Raw genomic sequence first — 18,035 nt, 5'->3', positions numbered from 1 at the left:
CTGATTCAGAGGCTGATGCCGGTGACGATGCCGACATACAGCGCCGCCCATGCGCAGGCTGAAAGCAGGCTGATGGCGTAAACCTTTATCGCGCTCAGCCTGAGCATGCCCGCCGCCAGCGGCACGATATAGCGCAGTACCGCCAGGAAACGCGAGGTGAACAACGCCAGCAGGCCATTTTTATGCAGCTGGTGCTGTACCCGCAAAAACTTCCCGGCATGTTTTGCCGTGAAGCGTGACACTCGCCGGGTATGCCCCATCAGCTGGCCGATATGGTAATTCAGCACCGATCCTGCCGTAGCGCCCATCACCACCGCCAGCCACGTCAGCGCCGGATGCATACTCGACTGGCTGACGGCAATCCCCGCCAGCAGCATGATCGATGCGGGCGGGAGCACGGAAGAGATCAGTACCGTTGATTTACTCAGTGCCATAACAACGAGCAACGCGAAGAGATGCGTTGGATAATGCGCAAAATGATCCAGCAGCGTGTCCAGCCATGCCATTTTACTCTCCCCGGTAACATCAGAATTCCCCATTAGAAGTGAAAATAGTTAAATAAAACGTCAACATTCATTCAATAATATTCATTTAAACCATACTTAAACATTATTTAAATTCCTCAGCAGCCATTTTAAATAAGCGTATTATCCCTCACGTTTTACAACGATCTCGTTATGGCGAGGCTCCTGTACAAATACACGTTATCGCTCTGGTGGGTTCGAGAGAACCGGCACAGGGTAAAACAGGCACTGTCGAATCAAGGCTTTGCCAGTATAACTTCCCTTACGGGATACGGTGTACAGTGCTGAACCCAGGACGTGGGGATCTCCTTTCCGACATGCCCTGTCTTGCTCGCCCCTGAGAGATTTTATTATTCAAAGGGAAGTTACAATGCCTTACGCTATTCACAACCAAAATCTGGCTTTTAACGACAGCGCCATCGCGCAATATATGAATACCGATTTTATCGTTATTGATATTTCATTATGCGTGGCTCTGGCACGCGAGCAGTTCTTTGAAAAATTAAAAGATGATGATATTCCGTCACATATTTTTATCGAAGACAACGGTCGCCTCGCGGGTTTGATTGCCGTACGTAAATTATTGCAGGCCACGGATACCGTACAGCCCGTTAAGGGGCTGATGATATCGGATTTTATCCAGCTTAAACCGGAAGATGAGCGGGCGGATGTCGCCGGGTTGCTGGCGCACGCAGGTGCGGATGTCGTACCGGTGGTGACCCACGGCAAGCTGGTGGGCTGCCTTACCGAGCGTGAAATCGCCCATCTGCTGGAAGATGACGTTACTGAAGATGCCCAGCTTCAGGGGGCAACGCTGCCGCTGGAGAAGCCCTATCTGGAAACCAGCGCCTTTAGCCTGTGGAAGAAACGCTCCGTCTGGCTGCTGCTGCTGTTTGTCGCGGAAGCGTATACCAGCTCGGTGATCCAGCATTTTGAAGAGGCGCTGGAATCCGCCATTGCGCTGGCGTTCTTTATTCCGCTGCTGATTGGCACCGGCGGAAACAGCGGGACGCAGATTACCTCGACGCTGGTGCGCGCCATGGCGCTGGGTGAAGTCCACCTTCGCGACGTGGGTCGCGTGCTGCGCAAAGAGATGAGCACCTCGTTAATGATTGCCGCCACGCTAGGCCTGGCGGGCTGCGTTCGTGCCTGGATGATGGGCATTGGGATGGAAATCACGCTTATCGTCAGCCTGACGCTTGTCTGCATTACGCTGTGGAGCGCCATTGTCTCATCGGTGATCCCGATGGTATTGAAACGCTGCAAAATCGACCCGGCGGTCGTTTCCGCGCCGTTTATCGCCACGCTGATCGACGGTACCGGGCTCATTATCTACTTCAAAATCGCACAGTATACGCTTGGGCTGGAATAACGAAAAAATCCTGCGATATTGCTATCGCAGGGTTTTCGAATTTGGCGGAAGCGTAGAGATTCGAACTCTAGAACCCTTTCGGGTCGCCGGTTTTCAAGACCGGTGCCTTCAACCGCTCGGCCACGCTTCCAAAGTGAGGCGCACTATAAACATCTCTGAGCATGATGTAAAGCAGGAAATTGCATTACGTTGAGCTTCTTGCGTCATTCCCTTCCGCTCCGATCACTTCTTCGTCATCGGCTGGCTAAAATGTAAACATTTATTTTTACATCACATAAACTTATTAGAATGAAAGTTTGTGATCTAGACTCTTTTTCATACACCGCAGCTTATCCGTGCAACATTGCCACCTCAATATGCCCTTGTAAGACCCTATTCACGCAGGTCACTGCGATAAGAGATTTTCCATGAAATTATTCGATACCGATAACTACAGACTTATTCTCTGGCGTAAATTTCTGCCGTGGCTGATCCAGAACGGTGCGCAAAAAAACAACCCGCATGACTATTTTCTGGTGTACTTAAAAGATGTCGACAATACGCGTTATATTTTGAAGAAGCACGAAAGCAGCAACGTTGTGCTCTGCCCGATGCATAAAAGCGAAGATGTCAGTATGAACGTGGAAGATATCAGCGAAATGCAGGCTGAAATCATTCACTATAAGCGCAATGGGTTTCAGGCTTACAAAGGCATTATCCCGTTTGCCTTTGACCATTATACGAAAATCATCACCTTAAAAACGGCCCTTGCTCGTCTAAAAGGGCGCTGTATTTCTGGCCTGAAATCTGATTCAGAAACCATCAGCCGGGACCGTTACAACTTGCTCAGGCTGCTGGTGACCGACTACGTCAACCAGCGCCCTTCGCGCGTTTCGTTTGGTTTCACCCAGCGGGAAGTGATCGCCATGCTTTACGGCACACTTTGGTATAAACATATCAAAAATGAGTCGTTTAGCAGAAAAATCGCGCTCTTACTTGAGTCGCTCGTGATCACGGGCGATCTCAGCGAAGAGGGTAAGGTGTACTACGTGCAGGGCCAGGCTATTACCACCATGGTCGAGTATGAAAAAGAGGACCAGCGGGTAACGCATCAGCAAAAAATGCAGAAAAAAATTACGCGTTTTATGTTTGCGATAACGCTATCTACGCTGCTGATTATTCTGGTTCTGCTGTCGATGGCCGGGGTCGTCGACCTCGCCGCTGTCTGGCAGAAAATACTACAGATTAAGCCTCTCAGATTTTTAATGAATTTTATCTAATACCCTGCCCATTAATTATGAATTTTATTTTTATCAGCGATAACTATTACCTTTGCCACGGTGTCTCAAGCTCACTGACATCTACCCATTTGATTCGCGATGAGGAGGATATTCACCATCTTTATGAGGTCGATCCCGAGCTGGATTTTATCATTGCGATTGAACAGGATAAGTTACGCAATAAAACCATTCAGCAGGTCAAAAAAGTCAAGCGTGATTACATTGTCCTGATGCATGAGATAGAAGCCAACAGCGCGGTGAGAATTGATAATATTATCTATTCGTCGATGCATTTTACTGCTCACCCTTTTCAGCAGCTGATGCGTTTTTATCGGGCGCTCAGGACACACTCCTTTACCCGACGCGAATATGACGTGCTAAAGCTTTTCCATATGGAAAATCATGAAATCGCGAAAAAGCTGCAACTGTCACAAAAAACGACCAGCACCTACCGCGTGAGGATCCTCGAGAAATTGAATATGCGTTCAAAAAACATTCTGGCGATGACCCGTATAAAATCGGCGATTGTCGATCAGAAACTGTGATCTTTTGGCTTACCTTGGGAAAACCGGGGCCTCAGGTTTCGCCCTGAGGGGGTTTGGCGGGCGCGGTATACCAGTTCTCTTTGGCAACCATTACGCTGCCCTCTGGCTGCATAACAAAATTCGGAGACATGATCTGCACGTTAAATTCGTTAAACACATCCTGTATCTGGCTATGCAGTTCATTGCGGGCAACCGCGAGGGACTGGTCGGGCAGCAGACGAACCTGCAACTCGTAGGCGATATACCAGTCCATTAACCCTAACTGGCGCACCAGCGGCGGCTCGGAAAGATCAATCCCTTTTGCCCGTTTCGCGGCCAGCTCCAGCATGGCATGCACCTGACGCCATGGGGTGTCATAACCGATAGTGACGCTGACCGTCAGATTGAGGCTGCCATCGGGCTGTAGCGCGCTAAGGTTGGTGATCTTACCGCTCACCACCACCGCATTGGGCACGGTAACGACATAATTTTCCCGGGTAATAATTTTGGTCGCCAGCATGCCTATTTCACTGACCTTACCTTCGTTATCCGCCACCCGAATGACATCGCCTTTACGCAGTGCGCGGGAGTAAATCAGGACCAGACCGCTCATGGCATGGTTCATCACCCCTGCCGAACCCAGCGTTAACATCAGGCCGAAGAAGACGCTAATACCTTTAAACGCCAGTGAGTTTGCGCCGGGGAGAAACGGCCAGGCAGCGGAGAGAGCAAATAGCCAGACGGCGACGGAAATGAGCTTACGGGTTGCCCCCACGGTTTCCGGATGTACGCTGGGAAGTTGCAGACGACCAGCCTCCACCTGATTCAGCACCATCCTCAGAAGCTTCAGAATAAAAGCGGTAATGAGGAAAATGATCAGAACAATCGTCAGCCCCGGCAAAGCCGAGACAATCGCCAGGGCAATTTGCTGCACCACGCGAAGCGACCAGTCTCCCAGCGACGTGCCCCACACCCGCGTCCACGGAAACAGACTGAATGCCCAGCTCAGCCAGACGTAAAAGCCGATTAAACCCAGCAGGAACATCAGCAAGGCGTAAAGCCGAATCTCAATTGCGCCAATGTACCGCCGCCAGCTTTGCGGCACCCGGCTGCGATTCTCCACAATACGCAGACGGTAGACGCGTCGAAACCAGCGCCAGGATCGCCAGGCGCCATAGCAGAGCAGCAAAAGCGCCAGCAGGCCAGCGGCAGCTTTTACCGTCGACAGCGCCAGCCAGCCGGTATCGTATTGGTCGCGCAGCGCCATTCTCTGCGCTTCCATGCGCGCCAGCACGCGCTGCGCCGCCTGATCGAGGGTGAGATCGTCCCCTTCGTCCAAATCCCCTTCCGTCAGCAGCATCACGGGCTTACCGTTCATCACGATCAGCCGCCCCTGCTGGTTATAGCGGGTCACGGGGACGATAGTGAGCGGCTCACGCACGTCCGCCTCGGTAAAATTGCGCAGGGTGTTGCGGATGCGTAAAACGCGCTCCTCCGGCGTGGTCAGGCCAAATTTCGCCTGAAGCATGACGATCGGCTGATGAAAGATATAGACCGTCCGGGCGCGCTCCTGCTCAGAAGGCGCCTGGCGGGGCTCAGCGGCATACGATGAGAAGGCGCTCAGGGAGGCAAAACAGAACGCAAACGCGAGCAGGATCTTTTTCATCCTCACTACCCCAAATCAGAAATCTTGTTGTTTTTCAGGCAACCCGCGAATGCCAGGTGGGTATGTTGAGAATAGTCCAGCCTTTCGTTTCTGCAACAAGCGACGGTGAGCGTGTTGCTCTCAATCACAATATATGTATTATGTTATAACATAACAATTTGGGATTGTGTTCTATGTTACTTAAAAAAGGGTTATTTCTGGCTTTATTGCTCTCCACGGTGCCTGCCGCTTTCTCAGCAACCTCATGGCCCCTCACGTTTGAAAATTGCGGCGTAAAGCAGACCTTTGCGCAGGCTCCTCAGCGCGTCGTGACCGTGGGACAGCATGAAACAGAATTACTGCTCGCACTGGGGCTGGAGAAAAAGATCGCCGCAACGTCGGTCTGGTTCGGCAAGCTCCCGGATCCGCTGGCAGATGCCGGGAAAAATATCCCCCGGCTTGCAGATAATTCCCCCTCCTTTGAAGCCGTGGTGGGACAGAAACCTGAGCTCGTTCTCGCGCAGTATCACTGGCACATTGGTCCGCAGGGAGAAGTGGGCACCCGTGAGCAGTTTGCCTCGCTGGGGATTAATACGTGGATCTCTCCTGCCGACTGCACGGATAAAGCGGTGACGGAAAAGTCAAACGCAGACGGAGCACGCAGCGCGCCGTTTTCGCTGGCCGAAATCACACGGGAAGTGACAGATCTGGCGACGATATTTGATGTTTCCGCGCGAGGTGAGCAGCTTAATCATACGCTGACGGAACGTATCAAAAAGGCCCAGGCGCGCGTCTCAGCGAAACCGCTTCGCGTCGTATTCTGGTTCTCAAGTAGCCGTCTGAATGGCGATCCCTGGGTGGCGGGGAATTACGGCGCGCCTGGCTGGATCAGCCGAACTCTGGGGTTGAAGAACATTATTGACTCTCATGACGAATGGCCGGCTGTAACCTGGGAACATATTGCCCAGTCGCAGCCGGACGTGATTGTTATCGCCGGGATGTCCCGCAGGCTTTACCCTGCCGATGACGTTGAGGTAAAAAAAGCATTCTTGCGTAATGACCCGGTGACGAAGAACATGCCTGCGGTCAGGAACAACCACATTATTGTGGTGCCGGCAATGTCGTTAAACCCTTCATTACGTAACGTCGATGCGGTTGAGCTTATCAGCGATCGGCTGGCTTCTTTCCGGGATGAACAATGAGTCATTTCGCTTTTGACCGCCGCCAGCAAGGTTTACTGGCAGCAGGCGTCATGGCGCTGCCGCTAATGCTGGTTTTTGCCGCCAGTATCGGTGATATGCCGGTGTCGTATGCCAGTACCGGGAAAGCGATCCTCAACGGACTGGGTTTGACCTCTTATGCGTTGCCACAAACGGAGGAGGGTATCGTCTGGCAATATCGCATGAGCCGGGCAGTGATGGCCGCGTGCAGCGGCGGTGGCCTGGCGCTGTGCGGGCTGGTGTTACAGTCGATCCTGCGTAACCCTCTGGCTGAGCCTTATCTGCTGGGGATTTCCGCGGGCGCCTCGCTGGGGGCCGTCTGCGTGATGCTTCTCGGCATGGGGGGAAGCGTGATTGGCGTGAGCAGCGGTGCGTTTGTCGGCTCCTGCGCCGCCTTTGCGCTCATCATGGTGATTACAAACGGGATGAGTGAAAGCCCGTCGCGCATTTTGCTGGCCGGTATTGCGGGCACCCAGCTCTTCAACGCCATGACCGCGTACGTCGTCAGCACGTCCGCCAATGCCGAGCAGTCCCGTAGCGTCATGTTCTGGCTGATGGGGAGTCTGAGCGGCGTGCGCTGGCCTGACGCGCTGCTGGCGCTGGCCGTTACGCTTGCGGGTTTACTGGTGGTATTGCTCTTTTCCCGGGCGCTGGACACCTTCACCTTCGGGGATGAGGTCTCCACCACGCTGGGGATCCCGGTTACCGCCGTGCGTATTGTCTTATTGCTGACCTGTGCCGTTGTCACCGCCACGTTGGTGAGCGCCACAGGCGCAGTGGGGTTTGTCGGGCTGGTCATTCCCCATGTGACGCGCATGCTATGCGGGCCGGGCCATCGCCGCTCGATCCCGCTGACGTTTCTCATCGGCGCCCACTTTATGATCCTTGCCGATATCGTCTCACGCACGCTGATCGTGCACCAGGTTCTGCCCATCGGGGTGGTGACTGCGCTGGTGGGCGCCCCCGTCTTTGTGGCGTTGCTTTATCAAAACCGAAAGGAGCATCCATGAATATAACAGTGGCCGGGTTAACCGTAACCCGACAGGCGCAGACGGTGCTTAAGGATATCGATCTCGACCTGCCATCCGGGCAGATTGTCGGCCTGTTAGGGCCAAACGGCTCAGGCAAGTCGACGCTGCTGCGCTGCCTCGCCGGGCTGTTTCCACGACACAGCGAACGTGTTGCGCTTAATGGCACAACGCTTGGCTTGATGCCGCTGAAAATACGGGCGCAGCACATGGCGTTTGTCCCGCAACATGCTGAGGTCGACGGGGAACTGACCGTTGAGGATATGGTCAGGCTGGGGCGTACGCCCTACCGGAAAACATTCCAGAGAACCACGCGCGACGATGAGGCTGCGGTTGAACAGGCGATTGGCCTGATGCAGTTATGCAGCTTACGCCAGCGGCGATGGCACTCTTTGTCAGGCGGAGAACGACAGCGAAGTCAGATAGCCCGCGCGCTGGCCCAGCAGCCGCAGGTGCTGTTGCTCGATGAACCGACAAACCACCTGGACATTCAGCACCAGCTGGAGCTGATGCGGCTCGTTTCACAGCTGCCGCTTACGGTGGTGGTTGCACTGCACGATCTCAATCTTGCGGCCAATTATTGTCAGCGTCTGATCCTCATGAAGGCCGGGCAGATCGCAGCCACGGGTGCGCCCGAAGCGGTGCTGACGCCCTCGAACATCGCGGATACCTGGTGCGTAAAAGCTCAGGTCTGTAAGGCCGACGCCGGGATCACGATAAGCTATAACATGGGTAACATGGCGGAGAGCCAGAACAAAAGCAAAAACCCCTGCGATATTGCTATCGCAGGGGTTTCGAATTTGGCGGAAGCGTAGAGATTCGAACTCTAGAACCCTTTCGGGTCGCCGGTTTTCAAGACCGGTGCCTTCAACCGCTCGGCCACGCTTCCTAAGTGAGGCGAACTATAAACACCTCACCGCGCGCTGTAAAGGGTGCGCGCATTCGTTCGCTTCAAAAATAGCCAAAATGCGTTTAATCGGTTGAATAGACAACAGATTGGCCGTTTTACCAGCATAATATCCACCGCGGATCGTTAGTGCTTTTTGATGTACATATCTTTGGTGTAGTAGTAGCCAAGCTTATCCGGCGTGAAGCCCCCTACCCACGGTTTCACCAGGTGCGTGCGCACGTAGTGATAGACAGGGATCGCCGGCACATCGCGCCCCAGCAGATCTTCTGCCTGCTGGTAGAACTTACCGCGCTCCTCCGCCGTTTTCGCCTTCGCCGCATTCACCAGAGCCAGATCGTATTCCGGATTGCTGTACTGAGTGGTGTTTTGGCTGTCACCGGTACGGAAGTTATTCAGGAAGGTTGCGGCGTCATCGTAATCAGCAATCCAGGCGTAGCGCACCGCGTCAAAGTTATGGGTGTGCATGGTATCAAGCATGGTTTTCCACTCCTGGTTTTGCAGCTTCGCCTCTACGCCGAGGTTCTTCTTCCACATCGAGCTGGCGGCAATCGCAATACGCTGGTGCGATTCCGAGGTGTTATAGAGGAGATTAAAGCTGAGCGGATGGCTGTCGTTAAATCCGGCTTCGGCCAGCAGTTTTTTCGCCTCGGCAATGCGTTTATCCATCGGCCAGCTGGCGTAATCAGGGTTCTGTAACTTGACGCCGCCAATATCCGGCTGGCTGATGAGCCATGCCGGGCGTTGCCCCTGCCCTAAAACTTTCCCGGCGATAATATCTTTATCCAGCGCCAGATTCAGCGCCTTACGCACGCGGGCGTCGCTGAACGGCGGCCTGGTGGTGTTGAATTCGTAATAATAGGTGGCAAGCTGCGGCGATACGTCCAGCTCGCTCCCCAGCGTTTTCTTCAGCTGAGCAAACTGGTTGATCGGCACCGTGTAGGCGATGTCGATTTCCCCCGCTTTGTAGCGGTTGACATCAGCGGCTTCAGAGGAAATGGGCAGATAGGTCACCTTGTTGATGACGGTATGTGCGTTATCCCAGTATTTCGGGTTTCGCACCGCCACAATGCGTTCGTTCACCACCCACTGTGACAGTTTATAGGCCCCGCTGCTGACGAAGTGCTCCGGTTTGGTCCATTTATCACCGAAACGACCTACCAGGACTTTATCTATCGGCACCAGAGACGGGTGAGCCAGCATCGCCAGGAAAGCAGCATTTGGCTGGGTGAGCGTCACTTCCAGCGTGGTGTCATTGATGGCTTTCACGCCCAGCGACTCGGGTGCTTTTTTGCCTTCTGCGATATCAGTGCCGTTGACGATACGCATACTGCCGGGATAGCTGGCATACGGAGAGACGGTTTTCGGGTCGACCAGTCGCTGCCAGCTCCAGACAATATCTTCCGCGGTGATGGGGGTGCCATCGCTCCAGGTTATGCCCGGGCGCAGATGGAAAGTCCAGACGGTGTTATCTTTATTTTCCCATTTCTCCGCCAGGCGCGGCTGGATTTCACCTGCCGGAGAGACGCTGACCAGCCCGTCGAATAAATCGCTGATAATATTGAATTCGACATCGCTTTCGACTTTATGCGGGTCGAGCGAGGCGGGTTCACTGCCGTTGTTCCTGACCAGTTCCTGCTTATCTGCCAGCTGGATTCCTGCCGGCACGTTAGCCGCCCAGGTTGCCGTGCTGGCGCACAGGACCCCTGCGGTTAACAAAGAGAGCGTAAAGTGCATGCGTGTTTGTGGTTTCATTTCCTTCGCCTTATTGTCTGTTTTTATGACGATCCGGAAATAACTCTTAGCGGCCTTAGGGAAATAACGCAATATTTTTCAGTGACCTATAAGAGGTTGATCTGAATACACCTTGCATACCGCACTTCATTCTGAGTACAAAGGCTTTACCAGAATAAAAAACCAGCATAATCCCTAAGGGGCTGAGTAAAGATGGGTAAAACCACTTTGCGTCTGCCGCGCCGTTTCCTATTCTTTGCGCTAATTACATCTGTCATAAGAGAGTGACTCATGGATCGTATAATTACTTCTTCACGCGACCGCACATCGCTACTCAGCACCCATAAGGTGCTGCGCAATACCTATTTCATGCTCAGCCTGACGCTGGCGTTTTCGGCGATCACCGCGACGGCCAGCACCGTACTGATGCTGCCTTCTCCGGGCCTGATCCTGACGCTGGTGGGTATGTATGGTCTGATGTTCCTGACCTATAAAACCGCGGATAAACCGGTGGGTATTCTCTCCGCTTTCGCCTTCACCGGCTTCCTGGGCTACATTTTGGGGCCAATCCTGAACGCCTATCTGTCTGCCGGAATGGGCGACGTGATTGGTATGGCGCTGGGCGGTACCGCGCTGGTGTTCTTCTGCTGCTCGGCCTACGTGCTGACCACCCGTAAGGACATGTCCTTCCTCGGCGGTATGCTGATGGCGGGTATCGTGATTGTGCTGGTCGGTATGCTGGCGAACATCTTCCTGCAATTGCCTGCTCTGCATCTGGCAATCAGCGCGGTGTTTATCCTGATTTCATCCGGCGCAATCCTGTATGAAACCAGCAACATCATTCACGGCGGTGAGACGAACTATATCCGCGCCACCGTGAGCCTGTATGTGTCGCTGTACAATATTTTTGTCAGCCTGCTGAGTATCCTGGGCTTCGCCAGCCGCGATTAACTCACCGTGCTGTGAACAAAGCCCCGCTTATGCGGGGCTTTGTTTTTTTGGTAGACTGAGGCGGTTTTTGACTAACGCGTGAATGAATATGTTGAGTTTTGAAGGCAAAGAGATCGAAACCGATAACGACGGTTATCTGAAAGAGAGCAGCCAATGGAGCGAAGCGCTGGCGGAGAAAATTGCGGAAAACGAAGGAATTACCCTCTCCCCGGAACACTGGGAAGTGGTGCGCTTTGTGCGCGAATTCTACCTCGAATTCAACACCTCTCCGGCTATCCGCATGCTGGTCAAAGCCATGGCGAATAAATTTGGCGAAGAGAAAGGCAACAGCCGTTATCTGTATCGCCTGTTTCCGAAAGGCCCGGCTAAACAGGCGACAAAAATTGCCGGCCTGCCAAAGCCGGTAAAATGCATTTAATAGCGAATACTGAAGTCAGCGTATTCCCGGCCGGGTTGATGCGGTTCCGTTAGCACCTTATCAACCCGCGCGCTGCGCGGTCCGCCCGCTTTCAGCCACGCCACCAGCTTCTCTACCCGATCCGCCTCACCGCAGGCCACAACCTCCACGCTGCCATCATCCATGTTACGCGCATACCCCGTCAGTCCGAGCTGAAGGGCTTCGCGCTGGGTGCTGTAGCGGAATCCGACGCCCTGTACAAGGCCATGGACCCAGGCAATGGTGCATACATTTGACATCATCCTTCTCCTTATCCGACTGGCGCGTTGCATTTCCTCGCTGAAGTCGGGAAAATGGCGGCCATTTCATTGGAATCGACAGAATAGCAAATTATGAGTGTACGTTTAGTGTTAGCCAAAGGGCGCGAGAAGTCATTACTGCGCCGCCATCCCTGGGTCTTTTCCGGCGCGGTTGCCCGCATGGAAGGTAAAGCCAGCCTCGGTGAAACCATCGATATTGTTGACCATCAGGGGAAATGGTTAGCACGCGGCGCATACTCGCCTGCATCTCAGATCCGCGCGCGCGTCTGGACGTTCGATAAAGAAGAAGCCATCGATATCGACTTCTTTGTCCGTCGTCTGCAACAGGCGCAGCAGTGGCGCGAGTGGCTGGCAAAGCGTGACGGGCTGGACAGCTATCGTCTGATTGCCGGTGAATCCGACGGGCTGCCGGGCGTGACCATTGACCGCTTCGGCAATTTCCTGGTGTTGCAGCTGCTGAGCGCCGGGGCGGAATACCAGCGTGCCGCGCTGATTAGCGCCCTGCAAACCCTGTTCCCGGAATGTGCCATTTACGACCGCAGCGACGTGGCGGTACGTAAAAAAGAGGGCATGGAGCTGACGCAGGGCCCGGTCACCGGCGAACTGCCGCCTGCCCTGCTGCCTATCGAGGAGCACGGCATGAAGCTGCTGGTGGACATCCAGGGCGGCCATAAGACCGGTTATTATCTCGACCAGCGTGACAGCCGTCTGGCAACGCGCCAGTACGTTGCCGATAAGCGCGTGCTGAACTGCTTCTCCTATACCGGTGGCTTTGCGGTCTCTGCCCTGATGGGCGGCTGTGCCCAGGTTGTGAGCGTCGACACCTCACAGGAAGCGCTGGATGTGGCGAAACAGAACGTTGAGCTGAACAAGCTGGATCTGAGCAAAGCGGGGTTTGTGCGCGACGACGTGTTCAAACTGCTGCGTAAATACCGCGACCAGGGCGAGAAATTTGACGTCATCGTGATGGACCCGCCGAAGTTTGTAGAAAATAAAAGCCAGCTGATGGGCGCCTGCCGTGGCTATAAAGACATCAACATGCTGGCGATCCAGCTGCTGAACCCGGGTGGCGTTCTGCTGACGTTCTCCTGCTCTGGCCTGATGACGACAGATTTATTCCAAAAAATCATCGCCGATGCCGCAATAGATGCGGGTCGTGATGTACAATTTATAGAGCAGTTCCGTCAGGCCGCCGATCACCCGGTGATCGCTACCTACCCGGAAGGGCTGTATCTGAAAGGGTTTGCCTGTCGCGTCATGTAACTTGAAAAGAGAAATATTGCCCGCACATAGTGTGTATGTAATGTTTCCCGGGAGGTGACTATGATTGCCAGCAAATTCGGTATCGGCCAGCAGGTCCGCCACACCTTGCTTGGATATTTGGGTGTGGTCGTGGATATCGACCCGGAGTATTCCCTTGATGAACCGTCAGCAGACGATCTGGCCGTTGACGCAGAGCTTCGCGCCGCGCCCTGGTATCATGTGGTTATGGAGGGCGACGATGGTCAGCCTGTCCATACCTATCTTGCCGAAGCGCAGCTGAGTGGTGAACTACAGGATGAGCATCCGGAACAACCCACTATGGACGAGCTTGCTCAGACCATCCGCAAACAGTTACAGGCGCCAAGACTGCGTAACTAAAGGTGTAAAAAAGCCCGTAAAACGGGCTTTTTTTATTTTGCCAGCCCCAGACGGGGAATATCGATTGCCGGACAGCGATCCATCACCACCTTCAGCCCGGCATCACGCGCCAGCACGGCCGCCTGCTCATTAATCACGCCCAGCTGCATCCACAGCGTTTTCGCGCCGATGGCAATCGCCTCCTGCGCCACGCCCCAGGCTGCCTCTGAATTACGAAAAACGTCCACCATATCCACCTTTTCCGGCACGTCCGCGAGCGTCGCATAGCCCTGCTGACCCAGCAGCGTTTTGCCCGCCACCTTCGGCGAGACCGGGATCACGTGATATCCCTGGTCCAGAAGGTATTTCATGACCCGATAGCTTGGGCGATCCGGTTTATCGCTCGCGCCGACCAGCGCGATAGTGCGCGTGGACGTCAGAATCTCGACAATGTCGTTCTCTTTCATGCTGTTCCTCCTGGTTTTTTTCAAAGTGTACGTCAAAGCAGACATCTCAACCACGCATCCCATACAGAAGTATGAGGGCAAAACGGCGAAATATGTCTATATGTTAGTAAACGTGTTTATCGAAAAATTTTGATACATTCTTACCGGGTAGTTTGTCTAAAGGAGTCTGCTATGAAAACCGGCATTGCCTGGGCTGTGGTTGCGTTAATCATGCCGGTTTGTGTTTTCGCAACCACCCTCAGACTCTCAACCGACATTGACCTGCTGGTGCTGGACGGAAAAAAAGTCTCCAGCTCCCTGCTGCGGGGCGCAGACAGCATCGAGCTTGATAATGGCCCGCATCAGGTGGTTTTTCGGGTTGAAAAGACGATTCGCCTCGCCGACAACGAACAGCAGGTGTACATTTCGCCTCCGCTGGTGGTCAGCTTTAATACCCAACGCATCAGCCAGGTCAATTTTCGTCTCCCGCACCTTGAAACAGAAAAAGAGTCACTGGCATTTGATGCCTCACCGCGCATTGAGCTGGTGGACGGGGATTCTATGCCCATCCCGGTAAAGCTGGATATCCTGGCGCTGACAAAAAGGCCAAAAGGAACAGATTACGAAGCGGACACGGAGATCTATAACAGAGCCAGCAGGCGCGCCTCCCTGCCCCAGTTCGCCACCATGATGGCGGATGACAGTACCCTGCTTTCGGGCGTATCGGAGCTGGATGTACTCCCTCCTCAGTCGCAGACTCTTACTGAGCAACGCCTCAAATTCTGGTTCCAGAATGCCGATCCGGACACGCGCGCCCGTTTTCTGCAATGGGCGAAACGACAACCTTCGTCGTAAGCCACATTTTTTCGTCCTTTCTCTTGCAGCATCAGTCAGTTCCCGTCATCGTGTAGCGAGGTAACCTCACGGATAAGATTATGGAACTGACAACACGCACACTTCCGGCGCGCAAGCACATTGCTCTGGTTGCGCACGATCACTGTAAACAAATGCTGCTTAACTGGGTTCGTCGCCATCAGCCTCTTTTACAGCATCATGCCCTTTCTGCCACGGGAACAACCGGCAACCTGATCCACCGCGAAACCGGTCTGGAAGTGAATGCCATGCTGAGCGGCCCGATGGGGGGTGACCAGCAGGTCGGCGCTCAGATTTCGGAAGGTAAAATTGACGTTCTGATATTCTTCTGGGATCCGCTGAACGCGGTTCCGCATGATCCGGACGTTAAGGCGCTGCTGCGTCTGGCGACGGTATGGAACATTCCGGTAGCCACCAATCTTTCAACGGCAGATTTCATCATTGAATCGCCGCAGTTTAACGATCCGGTGGAGATTTTGATCCCGGATTATCAGCGTTATCTTGCGGAGAGACTGAAGTAGTTTTTTGCCCGGTGGCGCAGCGCTTACCGGGCCTACAGAACTTGCCCGGCGCGTTACGGCTTTCTCGCCACCGGCACGTCAATACTTTTCAAAATATCGACAAACACCGACGGCTCCTCTTTGTTGAACAAGAGCCACACGCGATGGCGCGCGCGGGTTATCGCCACGTACAGTAAGCGCCGCTCCTCTGCATCCGGGAAATCTTCCGGAACAGGCAATAGCGCCTCTTCCATCACGGATTCCCGCGCCGGTGCCGGGAAACCGTCGCTCCCCTCTTTCAGCCCCACCACAATTACGTAGTCGGCCTGCTGCCCTTTACTGGCGTGAATGGTCATAAAATCGAGCTGTAGTTTTGGCCAGCGCGTTGCCGCTTTTTCCAGCGCCGTCGGCTTGAGGTGGTGATAACGCGCCAGGACCAGAATCCGTTCATCCGGTTTCGCATAGCCGCTCAGTTTATCCAGCAGCGGTTCCAGCTGATCGTCCGCCAGCAGCGTGACGGCCTTTTTATCCCCCGACGTCAGGCTGTTAAGCGGCTTCGACAGCTGATGCGGGTTCTGCTGAATAAAACGGTTGGCAATTTCACCAATCCGCGAGTTGAAGCGGTAGGTGGTGTCCAGATCGCTGCGATCGCCTTCCCCAAAATAGTGATGGAAGGCCGTCGTGAGGGAAAGTTGCGCCCCGCTGAAGCGGTAGATAGCCTGCCAGTCATCGCCCACGGCAAACAGCGACGTATGTTTATTCTGCGCCCGCAGCGCCGAAAGCAGCGCAGCGCGCTGCGGCGAAATATCCTGAAACTCATCCACCAGAATGTGTTTCCACGGACTGACGAAGCGCCCTTTCTCCAGAATGATAATGGCCTGATGGATTAGCCCGGAAAAATCGACCGCGTTTTCGTCTTTCAGCGCGGTTTTCCACGCTTTCAGCATCGGCGCCATCAGTTTAACCCGCTTAGAAAACACGGCGCGGATCGCTTCCGGTGCGCTTTCTATCATCTCCGCCTGAGAGCCGCCGTGCATGCGCATCAGGCTTACCCACCGGTCGAGACGAGAGCCCAGCCGGCGCGCCAGCTTTTCATCCTGCCAGAAGCTGCCCTCCGGCACCTCCCAGTTGAGTTCCTCTTCAAGCCACTGACGCCAACCTTTCGCCTGCGCCTTTTTTTCACTGCACTGCTGACGCCATGCCTTGATAAACAGCGCCTGGCGAGCCTGAGCATCATTCTCCAGCTTGCTGACAACAGGGACTTTTTTGCTGCCCTGTTGAATAATGTGTAAAGCGAGGGAGTGGAACGTGCGCGCCGAGATATCCTGAGTATGCAAACGCGCCTGAATGCGCTCATCCATCTCCTGCGCCGCCTTGCGACCAAAAGCCAGCAGCAAAATCTGGTCGGCAACTGCCTCGCCCGTTGTCAGAAGCCAGCCCGCGCGCGCCACCAGCACCGACGTTTTGCCGCTCCCTGCGCCTGCCAGCACCAGTAAAGAGTGCTCGCCATTCACCACTGCGCGCGCCTGGGCAGGATTGAGAGGCGATGATTCCACCGTACTGAAGAAATCGGCATATTGCGTAAGCATCACCTCAGTCCAGGCCTGGTTATGCGCCAGACGGCTTTTCTCGATATCGCTAAGCCAGGCCTGACACTTCCGCCACGCATCGCGACAGTTATCAAATTCCTCAAGCCGCGCCACCGGTAAAGGCAATGCCGTCAGCGCCTGGGTGATTTTTTGCTGAAGCCCGGCGGTTTGCTGGCGCGTCAGCCACTTCTGCTGCGTATTGCTTAGCGCGATATCGTCCAGCACCTGATGCAGCACCTGTGCGGCAATCACGCTCATCTCCTGGCTCCACTGGTGCCAGCGCATGTTCAGATGATGGTGGAAGCGTTGGGTTTCCGCCCACTCGGTCCCGTGGAGTCGCACCACTTTCTCTGCCGGCAGAACGAACTCCAGCTCCCCCCATACCAGCCCTCGTTTACAGTGAATGGCCAGTAGCTGATTAAACGGAATAAGGTATTCGTGGCGTTCACCGGAGACTTTCACTCCCGCATTAAGAAGCACAACCTTGTCGTAAGGGTGCTGCGCCAGGCGTTTGCCCATTGAAGTTGCTTTCAGTTCCATATCCTGCCGGATCCACGAGGTCATAATTTGTCAGACAGTTTAACTGCCAGTTTTAAGGTGCTCCAGCCCAAAAAAACGTTACAATCACCGGGCGTTAATCATATCGAAGGAAATGAGGGTTTATGCGTACCGTTCTGAATGTGTTGAATTTTGTCCTTGGCGGTTTTGCCACCACCCTTTCCTGGCTTTTTGCCACCCTGGTGAGCATCGTGCTTATCTTCACCCTTCCGCTGACGCGCTCCTGCTGGGAAATCACCAAACTGTCCCTCGTTCCTTATGGAAATGAAGCCGTGCACGTGGATGAACTGGAGCCGGAAAGAAAAAATGCCCTGATGAATACCGGCGGCACGCTGCTGAATATTTTATGGCTAATCTTCTTTGGCTGGTGGCTGTGTCTGATGCATATCTTCGCCGGTATCGCCCAGTGCATTACGATTATTGGCATTCCGGTTGGCCTCGCTAATTTCAAAATTGCCACCATCGCCCTGTGGCCGGTAGGACGCCGAGTGGTTCCGGTCGAAGTGGCGCAAGCCGCGCGTGAAGCCAATGCCCGTCGTCGTTTTCAGTAATAAGGACTGGCCGCTCT

General features: G+C 54.3%; 19 protein-coding genes, 2 tRNA genes and 1 riboswitch. Of the genes, 13 read left to right on the top strand and 8 right to left on the bottom strand.

Annotated features, from left to right (window positions below):
• Nucleotides 1-5: 5 nt before the first annotated feature.
• Nucleotides 6-506 carry a DedA family protein gene (locus BFV65_RS07555; RefSeq protein ID WP_069596424.1) on the bottom strand — a complete coding sequence of 167 codons (501 nt, stop codon included), beginning with the start codon at nt 504-506 and terminating at the stop codon, nt 6-8.
• Nucleotides 507-664: 158 nt separating this feature from the next.
• Nucleotides 665-834, top strand: a riboswitch (M-box (ykoK) riboswitch).
• A gap of 60 nt (nt 835-894) precedes the next feature.
• Between BFV65_RS07555 and BFV65_RS07550 the strand changes: the two genes are divergently transcribed.
• Nucleotides 895-1,896 carry a magnesium transporter gene (locus BFV65_RS07550; protein ID WP_069596423.1) on the top strand — a complete coding sequence of 334 codons (1,002 nt, stop codon included), beginning with the start codon at nt 895-897 and terminating at the stop codon, nt 1,894-1,896.
• 42 nt (nt 1,897-1,938) lie between these two features.
• Here BFV65_RS07550 and BFV65_RS07545 read toward each other — a convergent pair.
• Nucleotides 1,939-2,026: transfer RNA gene (locus tag BFV65_RS07545), tRNA-Ser, on the bottom strand.
• Nucleotides 2,027-2,303: 277 nt separating this feature from the next.
• Here BFV65_RS07545 and BFV65_RS07540 point away from each other — a divergent pair.
• Both BFV65_RS07540 and BFV65_RS07535 read left to right on the top strand, forming a co-directional pair.
• Nucleotides 2,304-3,155 carry a hypothetical protein gene (locus BFV65_RS07540; RefSeq protein ID WP_081330539.1) on the top strand — a complete coding sequence of 284 codons (852 nt, stop codon included), beginning with the start codon at nt 2,304-2,306 and terminating at the stop codon, nt 3,153-3,155.
• Nucleotides 3,156-3,172: 17 nt separating this feature from the next.
• Entirely contained in the window at nt 3,173-3,700 is a 528-nt protein-coding gene (locus BFV65_RS07535) for a helix-turn-helix domain-containing protein (protein ID WP_023305829.1), read from the top strand.
• A gap of 31 nt (nt 3,701-3,731) precedes the next feature.
• Here BFV65_RS07535 and BFV65_RS07530 read toward each other — a convergent pair whose 3' ends face one another.
• Nucleotides 3,732-5,345 (bottom strand): mechanosensitive ion channel family protein, encoded by a 1,614-nt coding sequence (locus BFV65_RS07530; RefSeq protein WP_069596422.1) that lies wholly within the window; start codon nt 5,343-5,345, stop codon nt 3,732-3,734.
• Between the two features lie 173 nt (nt 5,346-5,518).
• Here BFV65_RS07530 and BFV65_RS07525 point away from each other — a divergent pair, with 173 nt between their 5' ends.
• The 3 genes from BFV65_RS07525 to BFV65_RS07515 are packed head-to-tail and all read left to right on the top strand — an operon-like array spanning nt 5,519 to nt 8,387.
• The gene (locus BFV65_RS07525; RefSeq protein WP_069596421.1) at nt 5,519-6,526 is read left to right on the top strand and encodes an ABC transporter substrate-binding protein; all 1,008 of its coding nucleotides are present in this window, start codon (nt 5,519-5,521) and stop codon (nt 6,524-6,526) included.
• Nucleotides 6,523-7,554 carry a FecCD family ABC transporter permease gene (locus BFV65_RS07520; protein ID WP_038415793.1) on the top strand — a complete coding sequence of 344 codons (1,032 nt, stop codon included), beginning with the start codon at nt 6,523-6,525 and terminating at the stop codon, nt 7,552-7,554. Before BFV65_RS07525 ends, BFV65_RS07520 begins: the two co-directional genes overlap by 4 nt.
• On the top strand, nt 7,551-8,387 hold the full coding sequence (locus BFV65_RS07515; RefSeq protein ID WP_236724045.1) for an ABC transporter ATP-binding protein: 837 nt from the start codon (nt 7,551-7,553) through the stop codon (nt 8,385-8,387). The genes BFV65_RS07520 and BFV65_RS07515 overlap by 4 nt, the downstream gene beginning before the upstream one ends.
• On the opposite strand, the gene BFV65_RS07510 is transcribed toward BFV65_RS07515, so the two are convergent.
• A tRNA-Ser gene (locus tag BFV65_RS07510) sits at nt 8,374-8,461 on the bottom strand. The genes BFV65_RS07515 and BFV65_RS07510 overlap by 14 nt on opposite strands.
• Nucleotides 8,462-8,605: 144 nt before the next feature.
• Nucleotides 8,606-10,234, bottom strand: a complete 1,629-nt coding sequence (locus tag BFV65_RS07505; protein ID WP_069596420.1) for an ABC transporter substrate-binding protein — start codon at nt 10,232-10,234, stop codon at nt 8,606-8,608.
• 270 nt (nt 10,235-10,504) lie between these two features.
• Here BFV65_RS07505 and yccA point away from each other — a divergent pair, with 270 nt between their 5' ends.
• Together yccA and tusE are read left to right on the top strand one after the other, a co-directional pair.
• A complete protein-coding gene (gene yccA / locus BFV65_RS07500) occupies nt 10,505-11,164 on the top strand; it encodes an FtsH protease modulator YccA (RefSeq protein WP_003858127.1) in 660 nt (219 codons plus the stop codon).
• Nucleotides 11,165-11,252: 88 nt separating this feature from the next.
• A complete protein-coding gene (gene tusE / locus BFV65_RS07495; protein ID WP_003858129.1) occupies nt 11,253-11,582 on the top strand; it encodes a sulfurtransferase TusE in 330 nt (109 codons plus the stop codon).
• Here the strand turns inward: tusE and yccX are convergent.
• The gene (gene yccX / locus BFV65_RS07490; RefSeq protein ID WP_003858131.1) at nt 11,579-11,860 is read right to left on the bottom strand and encodes an acylphosphatase; all 282 of its coding nucleotides are present in this window, start codon (nt 11,858-11,860) and stop codon (nt 11,579-11,581) included. The genes tusE and yccX overlap by 4 nt on opposite strands.
• 93 nt (nt 11,861-11,953) lie before the next feature.
• On the opposite strand from yccX, the gene rlmI reads away from it, so the two are divergent.
• Both rlmI and hspQ read left to right on the top strand, forming a co-directional pair.
• Nucleotides 11,954-13,144: a 23S rRNA (cytosine(1962)-C(5))-methyltransferase RlmI gene (rlmI, locus tag BFV65_RS07485; protein ID WP_069596419.1), complete on the top strand. Its 1,191-nt coding sequence runs from the start codon at nt 11,954-11,956 to the stop codon at nt 13,142-13,144.
• Nucleotides 13,145-13,204: 60 nt separating this feature from the next.
• A complete protein-coding gene (gene hspQ, locus BFV65_RS07480) occupies nt 13,205-13,522 on the top strand; it encodes a heat shock protein HspQ (protein WP_003858136.1) in 318 nt (105 codons plus the stop codon).
• Between the two features lie 32 nt (nt 13,523-13,554).
• Here hspQ and BFV65_RS07475 read toward each other — a convergent pair whose 3' ends face one another.
• On the bottom strand, nt 13,555-13,968 hold the full coding sequence (locus BFV65_RS07475) for a CoA-binding protein (RefSeq protein WP_006809337.1): 414 nt from the start codon (nt 13,966-13,968) through the stop codon (nt 13,555-13,557).
• A 171-nt stretch (nt 13,969-14,139) separates the two neighbouring features.
• Between BFV65_RS07475 and csgI the strand changes: the two genes are divergently transcribed.
• Both csgI and mgsA read left to right on the top strand, forming a co-directional pair.
• Complete coding sequence (gene csgI, locus BFV65_RS07470) at nt 14,140-14,802, top strand: curli synthesis inhibitor (protein WP_023305822.1); 663 nt, start codon at nt 14,140-14,142, stop codon at nt 14,800-14,802.
• A gap of 80 nt (nt 14,803-14,882) precedes the next feature.
• Complete coding sequence (gene mgsA, locus BFV65_RS07465) at nt 14,883-15,341, top strand: methylglyoxal synthase (protein WP_003858146.1); 459 nt, start codon at nt 14,883-14,885, stop codon at nt 15,339-15,341.
• A 53-nt stretch (nt 15,342-15,394) separates the two neighbouring features.
• On the opposite strand, the gene helD is transcribed toward mgsA, so the two are convergent.
• The gene (gene helD / locus BFV65_RS07460) at nt 15,395-17,449 is read right to left on the bottom strand and encodes a DNA helicase IV (RefSeq protein WP_069596418.1); all 2,055 of its coding nucleotides are present in this window, start codon (nt 17,447-17,449) and stop codon (nt 15,395-15,397) included.
• Nucleotides 17,450-17,571: 122 nt separating this feature from the next.
• Here helD and BFV65_RS07455 point away from each other — a divergent pair, with 122 nt between their 5' ends.
• Entirely contained in the window at nt 17,572-18,018 is a 447-nt protein-coding gene (locus tag BFV65_RS07455; RefSeq protein ID WP_022647660.1) for a YccF domain-containing protein, read from the top strand.
• The last annotated feature ends 17 nt before the right edge of the window (nt 18,019-18,035 follow it).

Source organism: Enterobacter hormaechei subsp. hoffmannii (assembly GCF_001729745.1).
Classification (GTDB): domain Bacteria; phylum Pseudomonadota; class Gammaproteobacteria; order Enterobacterales; family Enterobacteriaceae; genus Enterobacter; species Enterobacter intestinihominis.
This window is presented reverse-complemented; position numbering and strand designations above follow the sequence as displayed.